At 39.6% G+C, this 22,893-nt stretch carries 16 protein-coding genes; 11 read left to right on the top strand and 5 right to left on the bottom strand.

Going from position 1 to position 22,893, the window contains the following annotated elements; all coding sequences use genetic code 11:
- Positions 1-130: 130 nt before the first annotated feature.
- Positions 131-2,449: a glycosyl hydrolase family 28 protein gene (locus ACE1ET_RS12155; RefSeq protein ID WP_375728681.1), complete on the bottom strand. Its 2,319-nt coding sequence runs from the start codon at positions 2,447-2,449 to the stop codon at positions 131-133.
- Between the two features lie 222 nt (positions 2,450-2,671).
- On the opposite strand from ACE1ET_RS12155, the gene ACE1ET_RS12150 reads away from it, so the two are divergent.
- Positions 2,672-3,709 (top strand): Gfo/Idh/MocA family protein, encoded by a 1,038-nt coding sequence (locus tag ACE1ET_RS12150; protein WP_375728680.1) that lies wholly within the window; start codon positions 2,672-2,674, stop codon positions 3,707-3,709.
- Positions 3,710-3,800: 91 nt separating this feature from the next.
- On the opposite strand, the gene ACE1ET_RS12145 is transcribed toward ACE1ET_RS12150, so the two are convergent.
- Positions 3,801-5,024, bottom strand: a complete 1,224-nt coding sequence (locus ACE1ET_RS12145; RefSeq protein WP_375728679.1) for an FprA family A-type flavoprotein — start codon at positions 5,022-5,024, stop codon at positions 3,801-3,803.
- 336 nt (positions 5,025-5,360) lie between these two features.
- On the opposite strand from ACE1ET_RS12145, the gene ACE1ET_RS12140 reads away from it, so the two are divergent.
- The 10 genes from ACE1ET_RS12140 (at position 5,361) to ACE1ET_RS12095 (ending at position 18,491) form a co-directional block, all read left to right on the top strand.
- The gene (locus tag ACE1ET_RS12140) at positions 5,361-6,704 is read left to right on the top strand and encodes a dihydrolipoamide acetyltransferase family protein (protein WP_375728678.1); all 1,344 of its coding nucleotides are present in this window, start codon (positions 5,361-5,363) and stop codon (positions 6,702-6,704) included.
- A gap of 11 nt (positions 6,705-6,715) precedes the next feature.
- Positions 6,716-8,761, top strand: coding sequence for an alpha-ketoacid dehydrogenase subunit alpha/beta (locus tag ACE1ET_RS12135; protein WP_375728677.1), 2,046 nt, complete (start codon positions 6,716-6,718; stop codon positions 8,759-8,761).
- A gap of 227 nt (positions 8,762-8,988) precedes the next feature.
- Positions 8,989-9,774: a ParA family protein gene (locus tag ACE1ET_RS12130; RefSeq protein WP_473774477.1), complete on the top strand. Its 786-nt coding sequence runs from the start codon at positions 8,989-8,991 to the stop codon at positions 9,772-9,774.
- Between the two features lie 6 nt (positions 9,775-9,780).
- Positions 9,781-10,656, top strand: a complete 876-nt coding sequence (locus ACE1ET_RS12125) for a ParB/RepB/Spo0J family partition protein (protein ID WP_375728676.1) — start codon at positions 9,781-9,783, stop codon at positions 10,654-10,656.
- Between the two features lie 9 nt (positions 10,657-10,665).
- The gene (locus ACE1ET_RS12120; protein WP_375728675.1) at positions 10,666-11,313 is read left to right on the top strand and encodes a DUF5683 domain-containing protein; all 648 of its coding nucleotides are present in this window, start codon (positions 10,666-10,668) and stop codon (positions 11,311-11,313) included.
- Position 11,314: 1 nt separating this feature from the next.
- Positions 11,315-12,874: a lytic transglycosylase domain-containing protein gene (locus tag ACE1ET_RS12115; RefSeq protein ID WP_375728674.1), complete on the top strand. Its 1,560-nt coding sequence runs from the start codon at positions 11,315-11,317 to the stop codon at positions 12,872-12,874.
- A gap of 208 nt (positions 12,875-13,082) precedes the next feature.
- Positions 13,083-14,060 (top strand): DUF4412 domain-containing protein, encoded by a 978-nt coding sequence (locus ACE1ET_RS12110; protein ID WP_375728673.1) that lies wholly within the window; start codon positions 13,083-13,085, stop codon positions 14,058-14,060.
- Positions 14,061-14,096: 36 nt separating this feature from the next.
- Complete coding sequence (locus tag ACE1ET_RS12105; protein ID WP_375728672.1) at positions 14,097-14,588, top strand: DUF5362 family protein; 492 nt, start codon at positions 14,097-14,099, stop codon at positions 14,586-14,588.
- Between the two features lie 199 nt (positions 14,589-14,787).
- Positions 14,788-17,634 (top strand): aminomethyl-transferring glycine dehydrogenase, encoded by a 2,847-nt coding sequence (gene gcvP / locus ACE1ET_RS12100; protein WP_375728671.1) that lies wholly within the window; start codon positions 14,788-14,790, stop codon positions 17,632-17,634.
- Between the two features lie 86 nt (positions 17,635-17,720).
- Positions 17,721-18,491 (top strand): head GIN domain-containing protein, encoded by a 771-nt coding sequence (locus ACE1ET_RS12095; protein ID WP_375728670.1) that lies wholly within the window; start codon positions 17,721-17,723, stop codon positions 18,489-18,491.
- A 675-nt stretch (positions 18,492-19,166) separates the two neighbouring features.
- Here the strand turns inward: ACE1ET_RS12095 and ACE1ET_RS12090 are convergent.
- The 3 genes from ACE1ET_RS12090 to rsmG form a co-directional block, all read right to left on the bottom strand.
- Positions 19,167-21,221 (bottom strand): acetate--CoA ligase family protein, encoded by a 2,055-nt coding sequence (locus ACE1ET_RS12090; protein WP_375728669.1) that lies wholly within the window; start codon positions 21,219-21,221, stop codon positions 19,167-19,169.
- Positions 21,222-21,400: 179 nt separating this feature from the next.
- Entirely contained in the window at positions 21,401-22,042 is a 642-nt protein-coding gene (locus tag ACE1ET_RS12085) for a hypothetical protein (protein WP_375728668.1), read from the bottom strand.
- Positions 22,043-22,255: 213 nt separating this feature from the next.
- Positions 22,256-22,879 carry a 16S rRNA (guanine(527)-N(7))-methyltransferase RsmG gene (rsmG, locus tag ACE1ET_RS12080; RefSeq protein ID WP_375728667.1) on the bottom strand — a complete coding sequence of 208 codons (624 nt, stop codon included), beginning with the start codon at positions 22,877-22,879 and terminating at the stop codon, positions 22,256-22,258.
- Positions 22,880-22,893 lie beyond the last annotated feature (14 nt).

Genomic DNA, 22,893 nt, shown 5'->3' with positions numbered 1-22,893 from the left:
GAGCTGGTCAAAACTACTGCAGATTGATTTCGGTTACCTTAAACCATTTATTTTATTAAATCTGATCCGGATACTGATAGCCATAAAATAACCCAGGTTAGAAGATTGGTTTTAGGGAAAACAGAGTTATCTATAGCTTAGTGAATTTAAATTGTTGAATAAAAGCATTGTATGATACACGCACGATATAGATTCCTGGTTTGAGAAACGAAACATCCATCGAATTGCTCATTGTGTAGCAATCACTTAACAGGCTACGCCCATTAAGCGCATATATTTCAATTGCATAGGGCCTGTCCGGTGTATTATGAAAAAACAATTTGTCATGTGCCGGATTTGGATAATAAAAGAAGCCGTTACCTGGTTTTGTTGAAACTTCTTGTCCGGATAATGTATAAGATACATCAACTTCTTCAGCCTTATAGGAAAGGGTGTCGTTGTTATCTGCCAGAACTGAAATACCAACATCAATGAATTGTCCACCTGTGGTTTGGATGCATTGTATCGCAACGGTATTGATACTGTCTGTTAGAAGGTTCCCTGCGTTTATGTTTTTGAAAAGATAATCGCCATAGCCAGATGAATAACCAGAACCGGATATAATTTTCTGTCCGTTAACATATACAGTAAACTCTTCATCATGATGTGCGCGAAGGATTAATTGATAGGAATCCATCTCTTCTCGGTGGCTGATTTTAAATTTCTTACGTATCCATATGCGGTTGGTTTGCCATACTGTCCCAATAGTGGCTCCGGGTGTTCCGGATGATCCAAATCCACCTTTGCCATAATTCCACGCGCTGTCATTAAATGTTGATTTGTACCAGTTAGGTGCAGGTGGATTTGTGGTGTAACGCCAATATTTTTTTTCCTTCTCACTGGTTTCAAGGATAGGTTTTATGGTTGATCCTGTATCAGGTAATCCTTTTATATCAAAGCTAATCTCCATATTACCATCTTTTGTTAAATTAAGAGAACGGGGACTGGTAATTACGGCTCCATCAATTTCCAGTTGTTCAAAAAGAATATTAGTAATATCATAACTGCCTCTAAAACGGATTTTATTATTGCCGGTACAACTGATTCTTACGAAGTGGATATCAGAAATTGGTGCCAGTTTGGATTCAAAATCCACGCAGTAGTTTTCACCTGATACTGTTGGTTCTGTCTCTTCAATTCGGATATCACGGAATTCTACACCTACAATGGGATCTTCACCTTCGCGGGTATCCACACCAATACCTCTGCGGCAATGGATTACATCGCAGTTTCGGAAAAGAATATCAGCCATATTTCCATTACTCTGCATACCAGCTTTTACTCCACCGCTCCAGCAGTAGTTTACATTGTTGGTGAAAACACAATCATTCATATCTCCATATCGTGCTTTGGAACACATTGCATCGTCAATGGTTATTACAAAACATTGATTTACTGTTGTATGAGATGATGAAACAATGTCAATCCCGTCATTTTGAATCTTGTATTTAATATCCTTGTGGTTCAGTACTTTTACATTCTGGACCTTGATATTAGTGGATCGCATTAGTTCAATGGTCCATCCCGATCCATCTTTCACAGTAATACCGTTTATTAAAAGGTTGTCACACGAATCGCATTGTAAGGCTCTTCTTCTGGGATGTTCCACCGATTGTGTTGTAAATCCCGGAGGTGGGGACATTAAATTAAATCCGCTGGCATCTATAGCTCCCCGGCCGGTGATTTTCACATTGGCTGCATTATGGATTATGAAAGCTGGCGGAAGAGTGGCGTTTTGTATGTATTGGCTTCGGTCATTTATAGCTTTTAAAATTGAACCGGGAGCCAGATATAGTTCCACATTACTTTTTAAAGCAAGATTTTCTTTAATCTGATAAAATCCCCATGGAACATATACAATACCACCTCCGGATGACGCGGCATCGTCAATGGCTTGTTGAATAGCCTGTTGAGCAAATACTGCACCGGTTGGGTCAGCATTATAGGGTTCTTTAGTAACGTTATAAATACCGTCACCTGATGAAGCTGGGACATTTTCCTCAAGCTTATCTCCCAGGATGATAAGTTTTTCAAGATGATTAATCTGAATAATCAGATAGGAAGGTGTTTCATCTTCAGTTGAGACGGGCGATAGGTTAAAAGTTAACCTTTTCCCTTCTACTGTTCCGACTGCGTTTAGAGATAGAGGACTGATTTTGTAGCTTTTGATTTCTTCATTCGTTTGAATTGAAAGTTGTATATCTCTATCAAAGCCAAAGTGTACAACGTGGTAATCCATATAGCGAACAACATCCAAAGTCTGGCCTTCTGCATCTAAGGTAAATACATTACTGAGTATTGCATTGGGTGGAAAAGGATAAATTTCAATGGTTGCGTTAAGATTAATGGTATAAAGGCTGGTTAAAAGTAATAGAAATAGTAATGCAATTGGCTGGTTATATTTATTCATCTTTCAATTCTATGCTATTATAATCTATTACAACGAAGATAAAAGAGATACTCAGAGGTTTTCTATATAGGATTTTGAGTCAGCCCATTTTTATTTGATTATTTTCAGATTTCTTTATATAGTTAAAATATCAGTAACAGGGTAATATTGATTTATAGTTCAGGCTGAAAGAATAAACTCCACATATTTTATTAATTTTATGCTCGCTTTAAATGTAGAATTATGGGTGATAAAAAAATAAGGTTTGTTGTTGTTGGGTATGGACATATCGGGAAGCGTCATGCAGAGATGATCAGGAGAAATCCCGATGCTGAACTTGTGGCCGTTTGTGATCAGCTTTCCATGGAAGAGTTAGGGGTGAAAGATATGGAGGAACCATTCTTTCAAAACTTCGAAGATCTGTTATCCTCAGGCCTCGAATATGACGTGGTTAATATATGTACGCCAAATGGTCTGCATGCCGATTTCAGTTTGAAAGCACTTGCCAAACACAAACATGTGGTGGTTGAAAAACCCATGGCGCTGAATAAAGTTGATGCCGAAAAAATGGTGTTTAAATCACTGGAAATGTCACGTCACGTATTTTGTGTGATGCAAAATCGTTATTCACCGCCTTCTGTATGGCTTAAGCAAATTGTTGAAGATGGTATTTTGGGTGATCCGTATATGGTTCAGCTCAATTGTTACTGGAACAGGGACGACCGCTACTATAAAAAAGGAAACTGGCACGGTGATGCAAAACTGGATGGAGGAACACTTTTTACACAGTTCTCACATTTTGTGGATATCATGTACTGGCTGTTTGGTGATATAACCAATATCAAAGGTAATTTCAACGATTTTAACCATCAGGATTTGACCGATTTTGAAGATTCTGGTTTTGTTAGCTTTGATTTTATTAATGGCGGAATGGGAAGCATCAATTATTCCACATCTATTTATAATACGAACTTTGAGAGCAGTATTACTATTGTTGGATCAAAAGGAACTGTAAAGGTAGCCGGTCAGTATATGAACGAAGTGGTATATTGTAATGTAAAGGATTACGAAATGCCGGAGCTGCCACCTTCAAATCCTCCCAATGATTATGGTCCCTATAAAGGTTCTGCACAAAACCATCATCTGGTTATCCAAAATGTGGTGGATAAACTGAAGGAGAAGGGAGCAATTACAACCAATGCTTTGGAAGGTCTGAAAGTAGTTGATATTATTGATCGCATTTACGAAGTGAAAAACATGTCATTCACGAAAAAGAAATAACGAAAGTGACGGAATGACAAGTTCTGAGAAAAAATAAAACCACCCTTGAAATTTCATGGGTGGTTTTTGTATTTTATGTAACAGTTTTCTGTTAAACAGATTTGATCTTCTCAGCCATTGCTGCTCCTAATGAAAGACATTCCTGTAGTTTCTCATCATTCATCCGTAGCTTTTCTTCAACCGGTATGCCTACGACATCCCATTTCATTTCCTCAGCAAACTGCTGGAAATGTTTATGCGTAGCGCCGGACCATGCATATGAACCAAAATAACTGAATACTCGCTGTTTGACGCCCCGTATTTTGATTTTATCCAGGAGAGCCTGAACAAGTGGAAACAGCTGATTTGAATAGGTAGGGCTGCCAATAATTAATCCGTTATATTTCCAGATATCTGAAATAATATAGGAAGCATGTGATTTGGATACATCGTGCATCACAATATTTTTTACCCCGTTTTCAGAAATCGCATTCGCTATGGTTTCGGCCATCTCTTCTGTATTACCATACATTGAACCATAGGCGATAACCACACCACTTTCTTCAGGTTCATATTTGCTCCAGGTATCGTATTTGCCAACAACTTTCGGGATGTCGGTTGTCCATATTGGTCCGTGTGTAGAACAAATGACTTCAATGTCCAGTCCGCTTAGTTTTGAGAGTGCCTTTTGAACAGGACTGCCATATTTACCAACTATGTTGGAATAATAGCGTCGCATTTCATCCCAGATGTGATCCAGATTTATATCTGTATCAAAGATCCCTCCGTCCAGCGTTCCCCATGTTCCAAACGCATCGGCGCTGAAAAGTACTTTCTCTGTGGCATTGTAGGTTACCATTACTTCAGGCCAGTGAACCATGGGTGCGGTATAAAACTGAAGTTCGTTTTTCCCTAATGTAAGCGAATCTCCTTCTTTTATCTCAAGTTTATTACATTCCATACTGAAGAATCCATCCAGCATATCAAAGGTCTTTTTATTACCAACTATCGTAATATCAGGGAACCGGTTTTTAATCATACGGATACTGCCACCATGATCGGGTTCAATATGATCCACAACAAGGTAGTCTATTGATCGTCCTTTCAGTACAGTCTCAATTTTTTTTAGATATTGCTCAACAAAGCTGATTTCTACGGTGTCTATCAGAGCAACCTTTTCATCCATTATCAGATATGAGTTGTAGGAAACACCACGTGGAATCGGCCACATATTTTCAAACCGCTCAGTTTTTCTGTCATTTACGCCAACGTAATAGATATCGCCTTTAATTCGTTTAGAGGTGTACATTTTTGCTTCAGTTTTAAATCGCTGCAAAATTAGAAAATTATCCTAAATGGTTTAAATACATTATTAACTAATATCAGGTTTGAAAAAACTATTTGCCTTAAATTGAAGGAAAGGTTTTACGTTTTGTCAGAATTTTGTAAAATTAATACTGATGGTTTTATTAAAATACATATTGGCAGAACCGAATAACCCTATATTGTTAATTGCTCAATTAAACAAACCTTAATATCAATTGTTTTGAAGATGAAACTAAGAAATAAATAGTGCTTTAGCAGAATTTTGTGTGGATAAATCTGTAGTGAACAAAACCGTTGGAAATAAGTTCTGTTAGATTGAATGTAGCAGATAACAAATATTACATAAATGGCAAGTTTTAATATTGTAATGCCCAAGATGGGCGAAAGTATTCAGGAAGCAACCATTACCAAATGGTTTGTAAAGCCGGGCGACAAAGTCGAGGAAGACGACGTGCTGCTTGAGATTGCAACCGATAAAGTTGATTCCGAAGTTCCTTCCCCTGTTGATGGTGTGGTGAAGGAAGTTTTGTATAAAGTTGATGATACAGTAGCTGTTGGCGAGATTATCGCTGTTATTGATATGGATGGAGAAGCAGTAGCGGATACAGCTGAAGAAACATCCGGTGATGAGATTGAGAAAAAAGAGGAAAAGGATAGTGGAAAAGAACAGGTAGAAGAGACTAAGGTTGAAGAAGGTGAAGAGGGCAAAGAACCTGGGGCAAGAAGTAGTTCTGGCAAATTTTTCTCTCCGGTTGTCCGAAAAATAGCAAAGGAAAACGGACTCAGCGAATCTGATCTGGAATCCATTAAGGGAAGCGGACTAAATGGTAGGGTAAATAAAGAAGATGTACTCGCATACCTGGAAGATGGTGGTGCTAAATCAGAAGTTAAGGCTGAACCAAAAACTGAAAAAGCATCTGATCAGCCTAAAGCTCCGGCTCAACCGATACAGGCTGCAAAAATTGAGGTTCCTGTTTCCGGTGAAGATGAAATTATTGAAATGGACCGTATGCGTAAGAAAATTGCAGAGCATATGGTGGCATCCAAACAAATTTCGCCACATGTTACTTCAGTTGTCGAAGCAGATGTGACTACGTTGGTAAACTGGAGAAATAAAGTGAAGGATCAGTTCCAGAAAAAATACGGACAAAAGCTGACCTTTATGCCGGTATTTGCTGAAGCAGTGGCCAAAGCATTGCGTGATTTCCCCTGGGTAAATGCATCCGTTAACGGGGACCAGATTATTCTTAAAAAGAATGTCAATATCGGTATTGCCGTATCGCTGCCATCTGGTAATCTTATTGTTCCGGTAGTTAAAAATGCCGATATGATGAATCTTGCAGGGCTGGCTTCTAATATTAACGGGTTGGCTTCCAAAGCACGCGATAACAAACTTTCCCCGGACGATATTCAGGGCGGAACGTTTACCATCACTAATTTCGGATCTTTTGATAATATTATCGGAACACCAATTATTAATCAGCCTCAGGTAGCTATCCTTGCCACAGGATCTATTAAAAAGAAGGTTTCTGTAATTGAAACGCCAGAGGGAGATACGATTGGAATTCGAAGTAAAATGTATTTGTCTCTCTCGTATGACCATCGTATCGTAGATGGTATGCTGGGAGGCCAGTTCCTGAGACGAGTTGGTGATTACTTAGAAAAATTTGATCCGGAAAGAACGGTATAAAACTCTCAATTATGAAGCGAAACGAAAAGAAATACGGCGTTATTCAGTCAGATAAAGAAGATTTAAAAAAGTGGTTTTACCTGATGACCCTGGGCAGGGCGCTCGACGATAAAGCGCCTAATTACCTGAAACAGGCTATCGGATGGTCTTATCACGCACCAGCCGCAGGGCATGATGCCATTCAGTTGGCCATAGGTCAGCACTTCAGACCGAAGAAGGATCATCTGTTTCCGTATTACCGTGATCTGGTGACTTCTGTATCTGCAGGGTTAACTGCCAAAGAAATTATATTAAACGGTATATCAAAGGATACCGATGTGGCAGGTGGTGGCCGGCACATGTCTAATCACTTTGCCAAACCGGAATGGAATGTGCACAATGTATCTTCCTGTACAGGAAACCATACCCTCCATGCAGTGGGTGTGGCTCGTGCAGTAAAGTATTACAAGGAAGATGCTGTTGTCATCAGCTCACAGGGTGAGTCGTCCGTATCTGAAGGTTATGTGTATGAAGCCATAACCGGAGCAGACCGCGAGCATTTACCCGTGGTTTTTGTGTTTCAGGACAACGGTTACGGCATATCGGTTCCTAAAAAAGATCAGACTGCCGCACGTAAGGTGGCAGATAACTTTGCCAGTTTTAAAAACGTAAAAATTATTCACTGTAACGGGAAAGATGTATTCGATTCCATGAATGCGATGGATGAGGCAGTTGAGTTTGCGGTGAAAGAGCACAAACCGGTAATTGTGCATGCAAATTGTGTGCGTATACATTCACATTCCAATTCTGACAGACACGATCTTTACCGTGATAAGGGAGAACTGTCGTATGTGAAGGCTTATGACCCCGTAAGTAAGTTCCGCAGAATGTTACTGCGTTATGAGCGTTTTACCGAGGAAGAACTGGCATCGATTGAAGAAGATGTAAAAGCAGAAGTAAAAGCTGCCCATAAGGCCGGTCTTGCTGCACCGGATCCTGATCCGAAAAGTATTTATGATTTTGTTATTCCGGATCCTTATAAATCTGAAAAGTATCCCGAAGGATTACATAATTCCGATAATGAGCCCATTAAATTCATTACAGCACTCAACGAAACATTAAAGGCTGAGTTTAAAAATAATCCGGAGACCTTTCTTTGGGGACAAGACATTGCCAATAAGGATAAGGGCGGTATTTTCAATGTTTCAAAGGGAATGCAGCAGGAGTTTGGAAAAGAACGCGTGTTCAATGCTCCGATTGCAGAAGATTTTATAATGGGGACCGCAAACGGGATGAGCCGTTATCGTAAGGATTTGCGTGTAGTGATTGAAGGTGCTGAATTTGCAGATTACTTTTGGCCTGCTATGGAACAGTTCGTGGAAACAACACATGAATATTGGCGTACCAAAGGTCAGTTCTCGCCAAATATCACGGTGCGTCTGGCATCGGGTGGATATATTGGCGGAGGTCTCTATCATTCGCAAACAATCGAAGGTGCCATGGCAACCTTCCCGGGTGTCAGGGTTGTTTATCCGTCTTTTGCAGATGATGCAGCAGGTTTATTGAGAACATCTCTCCGTTCTGAGGGGATGACGCTTTTCCTGGAGCCTAAGGCATTGTACCAGGATCCCAAGGCCGCAACATCTGTACCGGACGATTTTGAAGTACCATTTGGCAAAGCCCGTGTAAGAAGAGAAGGTGCTGATCTTACCCTGCTTACCTACGGTAATACCACACATATGGCATTGGAAGCGGCTAAAAAAGCTGAAGAAGAAGGTTTGGGGGATGTTGAAGTTATTGATTTAAGGTCACTTTCACCTCTGGATACAGATACCATTCTGGAGTCTGTTAAGAAAACTTCGCGGGTACTGATTGTCCATGAGGATAAAGTATTTGGCGGATTTGGTGGCGAACTTGCAGGAATTATTTCAAAAGAAGCATTCGAATATCTGGATGCACCAATTGTAAGGGTTGGTTCTGAATTTACGCCGGTTGGATTTAACAGAATACTTGAAAGAGCCATTCTTCCAAACAGTGAAAAAATTCTGAAAGGAATAAAAGAAGTACTGGATTTTTAGTTCTTATAATTTATCTGATTATATGCCGGAGCCATTGGGTTTCCGGCTTTTTATTTTTGCCCAAATGAGTGCATGTGTCGTTTGCGTTATGCGGTTGTTTAAATTATTTAAACACAGCTTTTTACTTCTTTAATCAACATTTTGATTCCTTTGGTTTTGTTAATAACTTCGTACACAATTTATTCGCAAATTTACGTTCTATAAAAGATTTTTTAATTTTCTTTGCGTTGAAAAGAAGATTTACGATGGGTAAAATCATAGCTTTAGCAAACCAGAAAGGAGGCGTTGGTAAAACAACCACTACCATTAATTTGGCGGCGAGTCTGGGTTCGTTGGAAAAAAAGGTTTTGGTTGTAGATGCGGATCCGCAGGCCAATGCAACCTCAGGTATGGGAATTGAAGTCCGCGATGTGGAATACAGTCTTTATGAGTGTATTGTGGATCAGATTGACACCAAACAGGCCATCCTGCCGACAGATGTAGAGGGCGTATATTTGTTGCCGTCACACATCGATTTGGTAGGTGCAGAAATTGAGATGCTGGATCTTCCTGAACGGGAAAAAATGCTGAAAAAAATTCTGGAACAGGTCCGGAATGATTTTGATTTTATCCTGATTGATTGTTCTCCGTCACTTGGATTGATTACCGTAAATTCACTTTCTGCAGCCGATTCGGTTATTATTCCGGTTCAGTGCGAATATTTTGCATTGGAAGGTTTAGGTAAATTGCTGAATACCATTAAAATTATTCAGGGAAGGTTGAATCCGGAACTGGAAATTGAAGGATTTCTGTTAACAATGTATGACTCTCGCTTACGCCTGTCTAATCAGGTAGTCGAGGAAGTACGTACACATTTTCAGGATATGGTGTTCGATACCATTATTCAACGGAATATCAGGTTAAGTGAAGCTCCTAGTTATGGAACTCCGGTTTTGTATTATGATGCAAATTCCAAAGGGGCAATTAATCATCTGAATCTGGCACAGGAAGTTATCGCAAAGAATTCAAAATAAACTAATATGGCTAAAAAAGCTGCTCTGGGAAAAGGATTAGGTGCATTGATTGAAAATGCCAACGAAACAAAAAAGACACATAACGATATGTTCGATGAGGTTGAAGTGAACCTTATTGAGGCAAATCCATTTCAGCCCAGAACAGTTTTTGAAGAACAGGCATTGGAGGAACTGGCCGATTCAATTGCAAAAATTGGTGTAATTTCACCTATTACACTTCGTAAGCAGGGTGATAAGTACCAGATTATTGCAGGTGAACGCAGATTCAGGGCTTCAAAGAAAGCAGGGCTTGAGAAAATACCGGCATATATCCGAAAAGCAGGTGATGATAGCATGCTGGAGATGGCCCTTGTTGAGAATATTCAACGTGAGGATCTGGATGCCATTGAAATTGCACTTTCTTATCAACGCCTGATGGATGAATTTGATCTGACACAGGATGTGGTAAGCAAAAGAGTAGGGAAAAAAAGAGCAACAATTGCTAATTATCTTCGGCTGTTAAAACTTCCTGCAGAAATTCAGCTTGGAATACGTGACAGGAAAATTCAGATGGGTCATGCCCGGGCTATTCTGGGTATTGAGGAACCACCAACACAGCTTATGGTTTACGAACAGATTCTGGAATATGATTTTTCGGTTCGTAAAGTGGAAGAGATTGTTCGGGAGCTGAATGAAGAGAGTAAGGAGGAGCCTCAGCCGGAACCTGTTCCCCGTAAGAAGCTTCCTGCTGAATACAAGGCTTTGAAGAACCACTTGTCATCTTTTTTTGGTGTTAAAGTTTCTTTTTCCAGAGATGAAAAGGGGGAAGGAAGGATCACAATCCCATTCACATCCGACGAGGAACTGGAGCGCATAATCAGTATTTTGGATAAATTACAGTAACTAAACATTTTGAAACAGTATATTCTTTTCTTGTTTGTTTTATTCTGGATCAGTGCGAGTATGGTGGCGCAGGAAAATAAAATGCGCGCAGATTCGTTACCTGATATATCAGGTGGACAGAAAATTAAAAAGCAACACAAGCTCGATAAAGTATATATTCCCAAGAAAGCTGCTATGTTTTCTGCTGCATTTCCGGGGTTGGGACAGATTTATAACCATAAATGGTGGAAGGTTCCAATATTGTATGCCGGTTTTGCTGCCTGCGCTTATGGAATAAACTATAACAATGAACGCTATAACTTATATCGTTACGCTTATATAGATCTGGTTGACAGCGATCCTTCGTCAAGAAGTTATATTGATGCACCTTTGCCACTGCCGAGGGAAGAAAGAGAGGCTTATATATTATCAAGTAAATCTTATTATGAGGGTGTGTTTAAAAGCCGGAGAGAAAGCTTTAGAAGAGATCGGGATCTAATGATCATAGTTACTGTGGGTGTATATATAATAAACATTATTGATGCTAATGTGGATGCACATTTGGCAGATTTTGACGTGAGTAATGATTTATCAATGAATTTCAGTCCGGTAGTGTTAGGAGACCTTTCAGGGTCAGGGAAATCAACACTGGGATTGTCATTAACATTAAACTTTTAGTATGAGGGGGATAGTATTAGCTGCTTGTCTGGTAATTATTTCAAATAGTTGGGCTGTTGGAGAAGGGGAAAGTAACGATACTACAGTTACAGAAGTAAGTTATAAAGATGCATTAGCGGAGGCAGAACAGTTTATGAACCGACTGGATGATAAGGTTTCAGGTTGGTATTCTGACAGAGCATTTTCTTATATTGATACTGCATTCAATGATTCAACATCCATAGCAAATGTACCGGACTCTGTTTTCATTCAACGCCTGAAAAAACTATCAGAAGAAACAGTTATTGAGCTTCCTTTCAATGAAAGGGTGAAAGCACATATTGCTGTTTATACCGACAAGAAGAGGGCGGTAACTTCAGAGATTCTGGGTTTGACAGATTATTATTTTCCGATTTTTGAAGAAGAACTTGATAAAGCAGGATTGCCTATCGAATTAAAATATATGCCCGTAATCGAATCTGCTTTGAAACCCAGAGCATTTTCACGGGCAGGCGCTTCCGGTTTATGGCAATTTGTGTATTATACGGGTAAACAATATCACCTTGAGGTAAATTCATATGTGGATGAACGTCGTGATCCAAGAAAATCAACTCAGGCTGCCATAAAGTATTTAAGTGATTTATATGACATATATCAGGACTGGTATCTCGTTATTGCAGCATATAACTGTGGTCCGGGTAATGTAAACAAGGCTATCCGAAGAAGTGGAGGTAAAAGGGATTACTGGGAAATATACTACCGGCTTCCAAGGGAAACCAGGGGATATGTACCTGCTTTTATTGGAGCAATGTACGCGCTGAATTATTACAAAGAGCATCATATTATTCCGGTTAAGGCAAATATCCCAATGCATACAGACACGTTAATTATTCAGGAGCCGTTGCACTTTGATCAGGTCTCTGCTGTATTAAATGTTCCTGAAGAAGTTTTAAAAGAATTAAATCCACAATACAGAAGGGATATTATTCCGGGAGGTTCAAAGTCTTACACTTTGACTGTTCCGGTAAGTGTAACCGGGCAGTTTGTAGAGCTCCAGGATAGTATCTTTAACTATAAGGATGACATTTATTTCAGTGAAAAGCGTGAAACAGTAGATCCAACAGCCAGTTCCGGATATGTTCCTTCTTCAATTGCAGGAAAAACAAAACTTTATTACACTGTAAAATCCGGAGATAATCTGGGGTATATTGCGGATTGGTATGATGTAAGGATTTCCGATCTGCGTTACTGGAACAATATTTACAGAAATCTTATTCGCGTAGGACAGCGTCTTGTCGTATTTGTTCCCACATCTCAAAAGAATAAATACATAAACATCAACCAGATGTCCTTTGCTCAAAAACAGGGCACTGCAAGTTATACTGCATCAACAGCACCTGTGCAAACCACTGCAGGACATGATCCGGATTATATTTACTATAAGGTGAGATCAGGCGATAATTTATGGCTGATTGCCAGAAAATTTCCCGGAATTTCAAGTGACGATATTAAACGGTTGAATAATCTCACGTCAAATTCTATTTCTCCCGGGCAGTTGCTTAAGATTAAACCCAAAGGTTAGATTAGTAAGGTATATTAAACCGTGAACCAGTTCATGGTTTTTTTGTGTCTAGATATTACATTTTTGTATATGTTTATTTTTGAATTTTTATACATTTGAATTCAAAGAATAAACAATAACAATTTGTGTTGACCCAAAATATCATATTCCCGTAATATACTTTGGTGGAATTATTTATTAATTTTGATAGTTATTTAAATTGTTGACCATGAAAAAGATCTTAATTACATTGATAGCTTCTTTTACATTGTTTTCAATGGTTACAGAGGCTCAGACGCTCCCGAATTATTTAAAGAAAAAGGTGGAAAAGTCTGTAAAGAAAAGAGCAGACAAAGAAGTTGATAAAGCCGTTGATAAGGCGGTAAATAAAGCTGCCGATAAAATTCTTGATTCAGCTTCAGGTAAATTGGAGGAAGCCACAGACAGTATTAATAATACTAAAGGAGCAGATGCGGAACCCGCAGGCGAGGGAAAACGTGAATCGGAAAAACGATTTGATGCTGCCATGGGAAATTATATGAAGTCTATGGGAGTAGGTGTGGATGTACCTCATAAAGATGCATACAATTTTGGATCGCGGATGAAAATGCTTGTTGAGCAGTCCGATGCGAATGGTAAAATAGAAGATCCGATGTATTACAATACCTATTTTTCTGAAGGTAAATCTGATTACGGAATCGAGTTTACTAATGAAGAAGGCGCATTTACTTCGTTTGTTTACGATACCGAGAATAATTGTACGCTTATTTTAATGAAAGATGGAGATAACTTAACCGGAATTGCTACTAAAATCAGTCCGGAACAAATGTCGGATGTGAAGGATGAGGCACAGGATCAGGTGGAGGAAAATCAAATGCCGGAGAATTATAACCTCAGGAAGACAGGAAAAAGTAAAGTAATTAATGGTTACCAGTGTGATGAATACATCTCCGAAGATGACGAATCTTTGGTCACACTTTGGGTGACCAAAGATCTTAATCATAAAATTAATTCGAGGGTATATAATAATCAGTTGTTTGCGGGTAATTTGTGGCTTGCAGGTAAAACTGACGGAGTTGTCATTCAGTATGACCGAAAATCCAAAATTAATAAAGAGCATACGGTTATGACGGTACAGGACATTGACTTTAATTCTGTACATTCTATATCAACTAAGGGATATACCCTCACCGGAATATCAATGTGATTTATACTTTTATCTAACCAGAAAACTATATTAACTATGGAAGTTGAAAGATCTTATGTGTTGAATGTAAATGAAAATGCTGCACATTATTTGTACAAGAGTGCACAGTGGTCTAAATTTTTTGCCATTCTTGGGTTTATATCGGCCGGACTAATGATACTGGGAACCATTGCCTTAGTCGGTATGGGATCGGTTTTTCCCGCAATGGGTCAAAGTGCAACAATGGGAGGACCTGCAGCAGGCCCAATGGCATATCTGTCCACATCGGTATTTGTACTCATTGGTATTCTTTATCTGGTAATGGCAGTGGTAAATATTATAATTGCACTTAAACTTTATCGTTTTGCTGATAAAGCAATTGTGGCGCTTAAAACCAACGATGATGAAATACTTGAACTGAGTTTTAAGAATATGAATAGCTTCTTACAGATTCTTGGTATTCTGACGATTGTCATGATCGGTCTTTATTTCATTACGTTTATAGTAATGATGCTGGCAGGATTTGGTGCTGCACTATTTGCACGGTAGTATTATTCCGAATTATATAGTCTGACCCGGAATAATCTTTCCGGGTTTTTTATTGGTATATCCATATAAATCGGTTGATAAAAGGTTATTATGTTTCCGGTTCAATGACAATAATCATATCCATGAATATAATAAAAATGATTATCTTGTTAACCTTAAAAAGTAAATAATAAAATATTGATATTAAGATAATTAACAGATGAATACTGATCGTTTTGTTTCCCGTCATATTGGTCCGCGTCCTCATGAAGTAGAGTATATGCTAAAGGAACTTGGTGTGCATAGCATTCAGGAACTTATAGAGCAAACTGTTCCATCAGATATATTACTGGATAAGCCGCTTGATTTGGCCCCAGGGTTGACCGAACGGCAGTATTACCGGAAAATTCTTGGTCTGGCTTCCAAAAACAAGGTGTTTAATACCTACATTGGGATGGGGTATTACGATACCATAACACCTTCTGTTATTCTACGCAATGTGCTTGAAAATCCTGTTTGGTATACATCTTATACACCTTATCAGGCAGAAATTTCGCAAGGAAGACTTGAAGCCTTGTTGAATTATCAGACAGTGGTTTGTGATATGTCCGGAATGGAACTGGCAAATGCAAGTTTACTGGATGAAGCAACAGCGGCTGCTGAAGCTATGATAATGATGTATAACTGTCGTTCACGTATGCAGGTTAAGGAAAATGTCAATATGCTTTTTGTGGATGAAAATATCTGGCCGCAAACGCTGGCAGTATTAAAAACAAGAAGCAAACCGCTAGGAATTGCAATTCATGTGGGCGATTTCAGAACCTGTGAATGCACTGAAAACATGTTTGGAGCTATTGTGCAATATCCGAATTCTGATGGTCGTATACTGGATTATAAAAATTTTACCGATAGGTTTCATGCCGGGGATAAAAAAGTTGCAGTTGCAACAGATCTGCTGAGTCTTGCGTTATTGGTTCCTCCGGGAGAATGGGGAGCTGATGTGGTGTTTGGAACATCACAACGCTTTGGTGTGCCGATGGGATATGGTGGGCCTGCAGCTGCTTTTTTTGCTACACGTAATGAATTTAAACGGAATATGCCGGGCAGGATAATTGGGGTCACGCGCGACAGGTTTGGAAACCGTGCCCTTCGAATGGCCCTTCAAACCCGCGAGCAGCATATAAAGCGTGAGAAAGCAACGTCGAATATTTGCACCGCACAGGCACTTTTGGCTAATATGGCTGGATTTTATGCTGTATACCATGGCAGGGAAGGGATTGAACGCATTGCAAAACGAATTCACAGCATAGCCTCGTTTATCTCCGAGGAGGTAGAAAAGTTAGGATACAAACAGTTGAACGATAATTATTTCGATACACTCAAGATCAGGATTCCTTCGCAGGTTCGGTTATCAGATATTATCCGGTATTCCACAGAACTGGAAATGAACTTCAGGTATTTTAATTCAGGAGAAGTTGGGATCAGCATTGATGAAACCACGAATATGGACGATGTGAACTGGATACTTGAGGTGTTTGCCAAAGCCAATAATAAAGCGGTTCCATACATTGAGGATGTCCCTGAAAATATTACGCTGGGAAATAAATTTGTTAGAACCAGTGATTACCTTACACATGAGGTATTTGCGAAGTACAGATCCGAGACCGAAATGGTGCGTTACATTAAAATGCTGGAACACAAGGATATTTCACTGACACATTCAATGATTTCGCTGGGTTCGTGTACCATGAAGTTGAATGCGGCAACCGAAATGTTACCACTAAGCTGGATAGAATTTAACGGAATCCATCCCTTTGTTCCGGTTGACCAGGCTGCAGGGTACCATGAGATGTTTAAGGAGTTACGCCATGATTTAGCCGTAATAACGGGCTTTGCAGATGTGAGTCTGCAGCCAAACTCCGGTGCTGCCGGTGAACTTGCCGGGTTAATGGTAATTCGGGAATATCATCTTAGTCGTGGTGATGATCAGCGGGATGTGGTGCTTATACCTTCATCGGCCCATGGGACTAATCCTGCAAGTGCTGTTGCTGCAGGAATGCAGGTGGTAGTTGTAAAATGCGACGAGAAAGGAAATATTAGTCTGGATGACCTCAAACAAAAGGTAGTGGAAACCGGTGAAAAACTGGCGGCATTTATGATTACCTATCCTTCTACACATGGTGTTTATGAGGCCAGCGTTCGCGAGATGTGTAACATTATTCATTCTGCCGGGGGGCAGGTCTACATGGATGGGGCCAATATGAATGCACAGGTTGGGTTGACGAATCCGGCCATGATCGGAGCCGATGTTTGCCATTTGAACCTGCATAAAACGTTTGCTATTCCTCACGGTGGAGGTGGGCCGGGTGTTGGTCCTATTGCAGTGGCTGAACATCTTGTTGATTTTCTTCCGGGTCATACTGTATTAAATAATGACCGCAAAGGGAAACCTGTTGCTGCAGCGCCTTATGGGAGTGCTAGTGTGTTGCCGATAACTTACGGATACATAAAAATGCTAGGTGCAGATGGATTAAAACAGGCATCGGAAATTGCCATTTTGAACGCAAACTATGTTGCTCACAAACTCAAGGATACATTTGGTGTTTTGTATGTGGGAGAAAAAGGCCGGGTGGCGCATGAAATGATTCTGGAATGCAGACATTTTAAAGCATCAGGAATTAATGAAGTGGACATTGCCAAACGCTTGATGGACTACGGATTTCATGCGCCAACACTTTCATTCCCTGTTCATGGTACATTAATGGCTGAACCTACCGAAAGTGAAAGTCTGGAAGAACTGGACCGCTTTGTGGATGCACTGAAGAGTATTTACAATGAGATTCAGTCGGTTGAAAAAGGTGAAGCAGATAATTCGGATAATGTTTTGAAAAATGCACCACATACCGCACAGGAATTAGTGTCGGATAACTGGGGGCATGCGTATAATCGTGAAGCTGCGGCTTATCCTGTGGATTGGCTCAGACTGAATAAATACTGGCCGCCGGTTGCCAGAGTGGACGATGCCTATGGTGACCGAAACCTGTTTTGTACATGTGGCGAAGTTTAAGGGAATGAGATACAACAAAGGTTTTGTGGATTTCGATAATATGTATTACTTTTAGTGCTGATTATCATTGGGTTAAATATTTCTGAATGAAAAGGATTCTCTTGCTATTATTATCAGTTATTGCATTTACATCGTGCGTGGAGATGGTGGAAGGTGAGGGAGATGTGATTTCACGTGAGTATAACCTCAAGGATTTTAAAGGTGTAATTCTGGATGTGCCAGGTAAACTCTCTGTAGCACAAGGAGAGAAAAGTATAAAGGTCACGACAAATAAAAACCTGTTTGAGTGGCTTAATCTGTACGTGACAGACAGCATTTTACATATTTATTTACAGGACAAAATTAATGTGTGGCGGTTTGATGAGCTGGACTTTAAGGTGACATTACCTGATTTGAATTTTATTGGACTGAATGGTTCTGGTGATATTGAAATCCCCGAAGAAGTGAGTGCAGGCGGTGATTTAAAAATTTGCATTAATGGTTCCGGGGATGTTGTCGCTAAAAAACTTTATGCAGCTTTGATGGAATTGCAGATTGATGGTTCGGGAAATATTCGTTGTGACGAAGCCAATACAATTGCTGTAAATGCAAGCATTGATGGCTCTGGGGATATTCGCCTGACAGGATCAACAAGGGATATATCTGTATATATTGATGGTACCGGAAGCCTGCTTGGTTTTGATATGGCATCAAAAAATGCCGCTGTACAAATTGATGGTAACGGAGATTGTCAGTTGAGCGTAGTGGATTCTTTGGATGTAGAAATTGGCGGATCAGGATCTGTTTATTATAAAGGAAATCCTGAAACTGATATAAGGATAGATGGTACCGGTACTGTTCAAAAAGTAGGAGACTGATTTTAAATGAAAAGTGAATAATCAACAATTAATAATTATCCACGCTTGATGTTTATATGATTTTATTCTGCCTCACCTGCCACGGATGATCTGCGCAATCAAGAGAATAGCGTTTTAGAGTATTTCCCCATTATACTGTGACAATATGTAAAATTGTTCTTTGGCTGGTAAATAAAATAGTATTTTATAAATTTGTTAAAACATGAGGCCTTGATTTGTTGTGACTTTATCAGAAGATATAAACTCCGGCCTTGATTTACATGATATTCTTATCCCCATACATTTTCTAAGCTCATTGACCTGGGGCTACCAACATTTTACCCTTAACAGGGTCAATTGTTATAATAGAAAAAGCTACTGCTTATTTAAATCGTGCGCTGGCCGCTGTAAAGGGTGTGGATTTGTGTGTTGGAAAACCTTTAGGTTAATACTTTAGGGCAAGTTATTGCGGTTCTTTACAGCAAGCATTTTTGGTTTCTTTTGATGCTTCAAAAGAAACAACTGGGTGAATCCTGAGCTTGTCGAAGAAAGAGGGTGTTAAATCCCACATATTGAACAATAATATTCAGTCTGATCCTAAATCAGAACAATTTACTGAAGATCGGGTATGGAAATAGAAGTATAGGGCTGAATGTGTAGAGCAAATAATGATTAAAACAAGCCAAATCTTTACAACTAACGATTAATTCTTATTCTCGCATCCACAGCAAAAATTCTGTTTCCCAGACCGATAAGTGGATTAATGTCAAGTTCTACAATTTCAGTGGCAAATCTCAACAGGGAAGACAACCTAACAATAATCTGTGCAAACAACATTTCATCTACGCCTTCATGTCCTCTTGTGCCTTTAATTAATGCATAACTTTTTAAGGACCGGATCATCGACACGGCCTCTTTCAGGGTTAACGGCGCAAGCCCTGAACTAACATCCTTCAGGACCTCAATAAATATGCCCCCGAGTCCGCATAAAATAACATGTCCAAATGTAGGTTCGTACTTAGCTCCAATAAACAGTTCGTGCCCGGTAATCATGGGTTGAACCAAAACGCCTGTTACGTCCTTAATTTTCATCATTCGTCTGAACTCTGCCAATAGATGATCCTCAGAGTGAATATCCAGTACAACACCTCTGACATCTGTTTTGTGGACAGGTCCTACGACCTTTATAACGCAGGGAAAACCAATTGTTTTAGCGGCATTTAATATCTCTGTTTCTGTTTTTCCTGTAATCTCCTTCACTCTTGGAATAGAAGCACAATCCAAAAGTTTTTCAACCTGATCCGGAGATAAATAGCCGTTTTTTGCATCATCAATAATTTTTCTGGCAGCAGGAATATCAACCAGATCCAAATCTATTTTTTCTTCTGCAGGATAATGTGTGTTGAAGATCTTGACCAATGCATTTCCCAGTTCTACTTCATCCGGAAAATTCACATGTCCTAAAGATGTAAAATATGTAATATCGTCAGCAACATTCACCACCGATGGCAGTATAGGATAAATTGGTTTTTTGCATGATCTGATTTTCTCATCCAGAACCTTATATACATCTCTTACAGGAAACAAACCTGGGCTGCCAAAAATAACAGCCATGGCATCGACCTGATCAAAATCGCGTTCGCACGCATCTATAATTACACCCAGTTGTTCTGCTGTGCCTGTTGCAAGAAAATCAACCGGATTTGATACCGATGATCCTGGAAATAATTTTGCTTTAAGGGCATCAGCTTTTTCTCCTGAAATGGCTGGAATATTTATCCCTCCATTTGACAGAGCATCGGTAAGCATGACTGCCGGGCCACCGGCATGAGTTATAATAGCCATGTTTTTCCCTTTCAGCTCTTTGCACATGAATACACCGGCAACAGTTGTCAGTTCATCACGGCCATAGCAGCGTACTATGCCGGCTTTTTTAAATAATGCATCCACTGCAAGATCGCTGCTGGCAAGTGCTCCCGTATGCGAAGTTGCAGCTCTGCTTCCCGCTTCTGAGCCACCGGCTTTGATAGCCGCAATTCTGCATCCTTTCCGGATCAGGGATGAGGCATGTTTTAAAAGTTTATCAGGATTTTGGATACTTTCAATATAAAGCAGTTTTATGGGTGAGCTGGTTTTAATATCAAAGGAGTGGTCCAGATACTCAAGAATATCCTCCACACCTGTCTGTGAGCTGTTGCCAACCGAAAAGGCACTCGAAAAAGTCAGTCCTTTTTTCATGCCGGTTTCAATAATAAATACAGCTGTCGCACCTGAACCGGATATTAGCTCACAGCCTTTCGGGTCAAGTTTGGGAATGGGAGAGGTAAATATGCTTTGATGAAATGGTGTAAGCACGCCAATGCAGTTAGGCCCTATTAATGTAGCATTATGCTCATCCACCATTTTTGTGATTCTGTTTTCCAGAGCTTTTCCTTCTTCGTGCTCTTCACTGAATCCGGCAGATATAATGATAAAGGCTTTGGTACCTTTTTTTAGCAGTGTTTCAACGACCGGAGGACAAAATCTGGCAGGAATAGCCAAAATAGCCATATCAACCGGTGGCAGTTCTTCCGGTGAATTATGTGCAGGTATTCCGGAAATATTTTCCCGTGACGGGTTTACAACATACAGTTCGCCGTCAAAATTACCATTTTTAAGATTGTAAAGTATTTTTCCTCCAGGTTTCTGCAGGTTCTCTGATGCCCCGATTACGGCAATACTTTTGGGATGTATGAGTGCTTCCTGAATCATTAGTATCGATTTGATCCTAAAGATAAGACCAATGAATAAAACAGAGTATGATGTTTGTTAGAAATATAGAAGCAAGATATAAGACACAAGATTTAAGACTCAAGATGTAGGACACAAAGTGCAAGACTGAAAATTACGTTGCTATGTAAAGGGAAGTTTCCTTTTTTGTGATAACAACACTAAAATCTATAATCCACGCCAAAATGGATTAGTCCTTTGTGTCCGAAACCGGTTTCAACGGTCACGCCAAAGTCTTTCCCATAACGAACCCCAAAAACATTTAAGTGACTGGCAAGATACATGGAAGAAAGGGGGAGGTATTTTTCAAGTTTTTGTAAAAGACTGTCATCAATAATATTGGATATACCTATATAGCCAGGTCCGATGCTTAGTCCGGAATAAAGTTGAAAATTATTTTTGTTGAGATAGATATAACTGGCACTGAGTAAAAAGGCATACGTTTTTACGGTTGGTGAACCGTAGGAATAACCGCTAAAGTTTATGCTATGCCGGCTAAGCCAGAATTCAGCTCCAACTTCAAAGTTATTGAATCGTCTCATGTAGGATATACCTAAGGGACCTGTCACAGTGTAACCGGTACGGTTAACCTCATTGCCGTATTCATCAATTAAATAATCAACTCCGGTGGCCACTAAATAAACGCCAATGTTCACGGTGGACAGAAAACCATATTCTACTGAAATGCTGTTCAGTTTTTCAGGGGCAGACCTACGGCCATAATATGAATTATATTTTTGTGAAAATCCTGAGAAACTTATTAAGCATATAGCTGATATTGTAAGAAGTGCTCTTTTGATCATATAAACCGGTATGTGATATACCAGTTAAACGGATAGTGTTATGATTTCGTATTAACCCGCTTTATTTATGTAAAATTGAAATGCATTACATGAATGTGTGTTGGATTGAGGGGGTGAAAATCGGGAAACCCCGATAGCAAATACCCAGGTTTGGGGAGTATAACGAAACAAATTTGCTGGAATTGCGTTATCAAAATTCTATGAATTTTCCGTTTAAGCAAAAGGCAGATAGATGACTTTCTTTGTCTCAAAGAATTCTTCAGAAAAATAATCAGAAAGTTTAAAAACGGCCACCTTATCTTTAAAATTTGAAATTTCTTTGCTGAAATCTCCACCTTTCAGGTAAATTATTCCGTTTGGCAGTCCGTTTTTGTGATCATCCGAGATATTATTCCGGGTCATTTTAACAAATCGGGGAAATGAAGTCACAGCTCTGCTGACCACAAACTCGTATTTTGCTTTTATCTGCTGTACCCTTTTCTGTTCTGCTCTTACATTAGCCAGTTCAAGCTCAGTAGCTATTCCCTGTACAACTTTAATTTTTTTTGAAATAGAGTCTATCAGATGAAAATTAGAACGTGGAAAAACAATGGAAAGCGGAATTCCCGGAAAACCGCCACCGGTTCCTACATCCAATACAGATGTGTTAGGCTGAAACCGGATCATCTTTACGATACCCAGAGAATGCAGAATGTGATGAACAGCAAGGTTGTCTATATCCTTGCGGCTCACCACATTAATTTTTGTATTCCAATCCTGGTATAACGGGATCAGTGCCTCAAGCTTTTCGTATTGTTCAGTCTCAAGATTTGGGAAATATTTTTTTATCAGATCCATTCGTCGGAGTTAAG

It is taken from the genome of Quyinboa mangrovi (genome assembly GCF_042219825.1).
Lineage (GTDB): Bacteria > Bacteroidota > Bacteroidia > Bacteroidales > UBA5342 > JBHJHP01.
The sequence above is the reverse complement of the archived record's forward strand: the minus strand, read 5'-3'. Positions and strand labels throughout refer to the sequence as shown.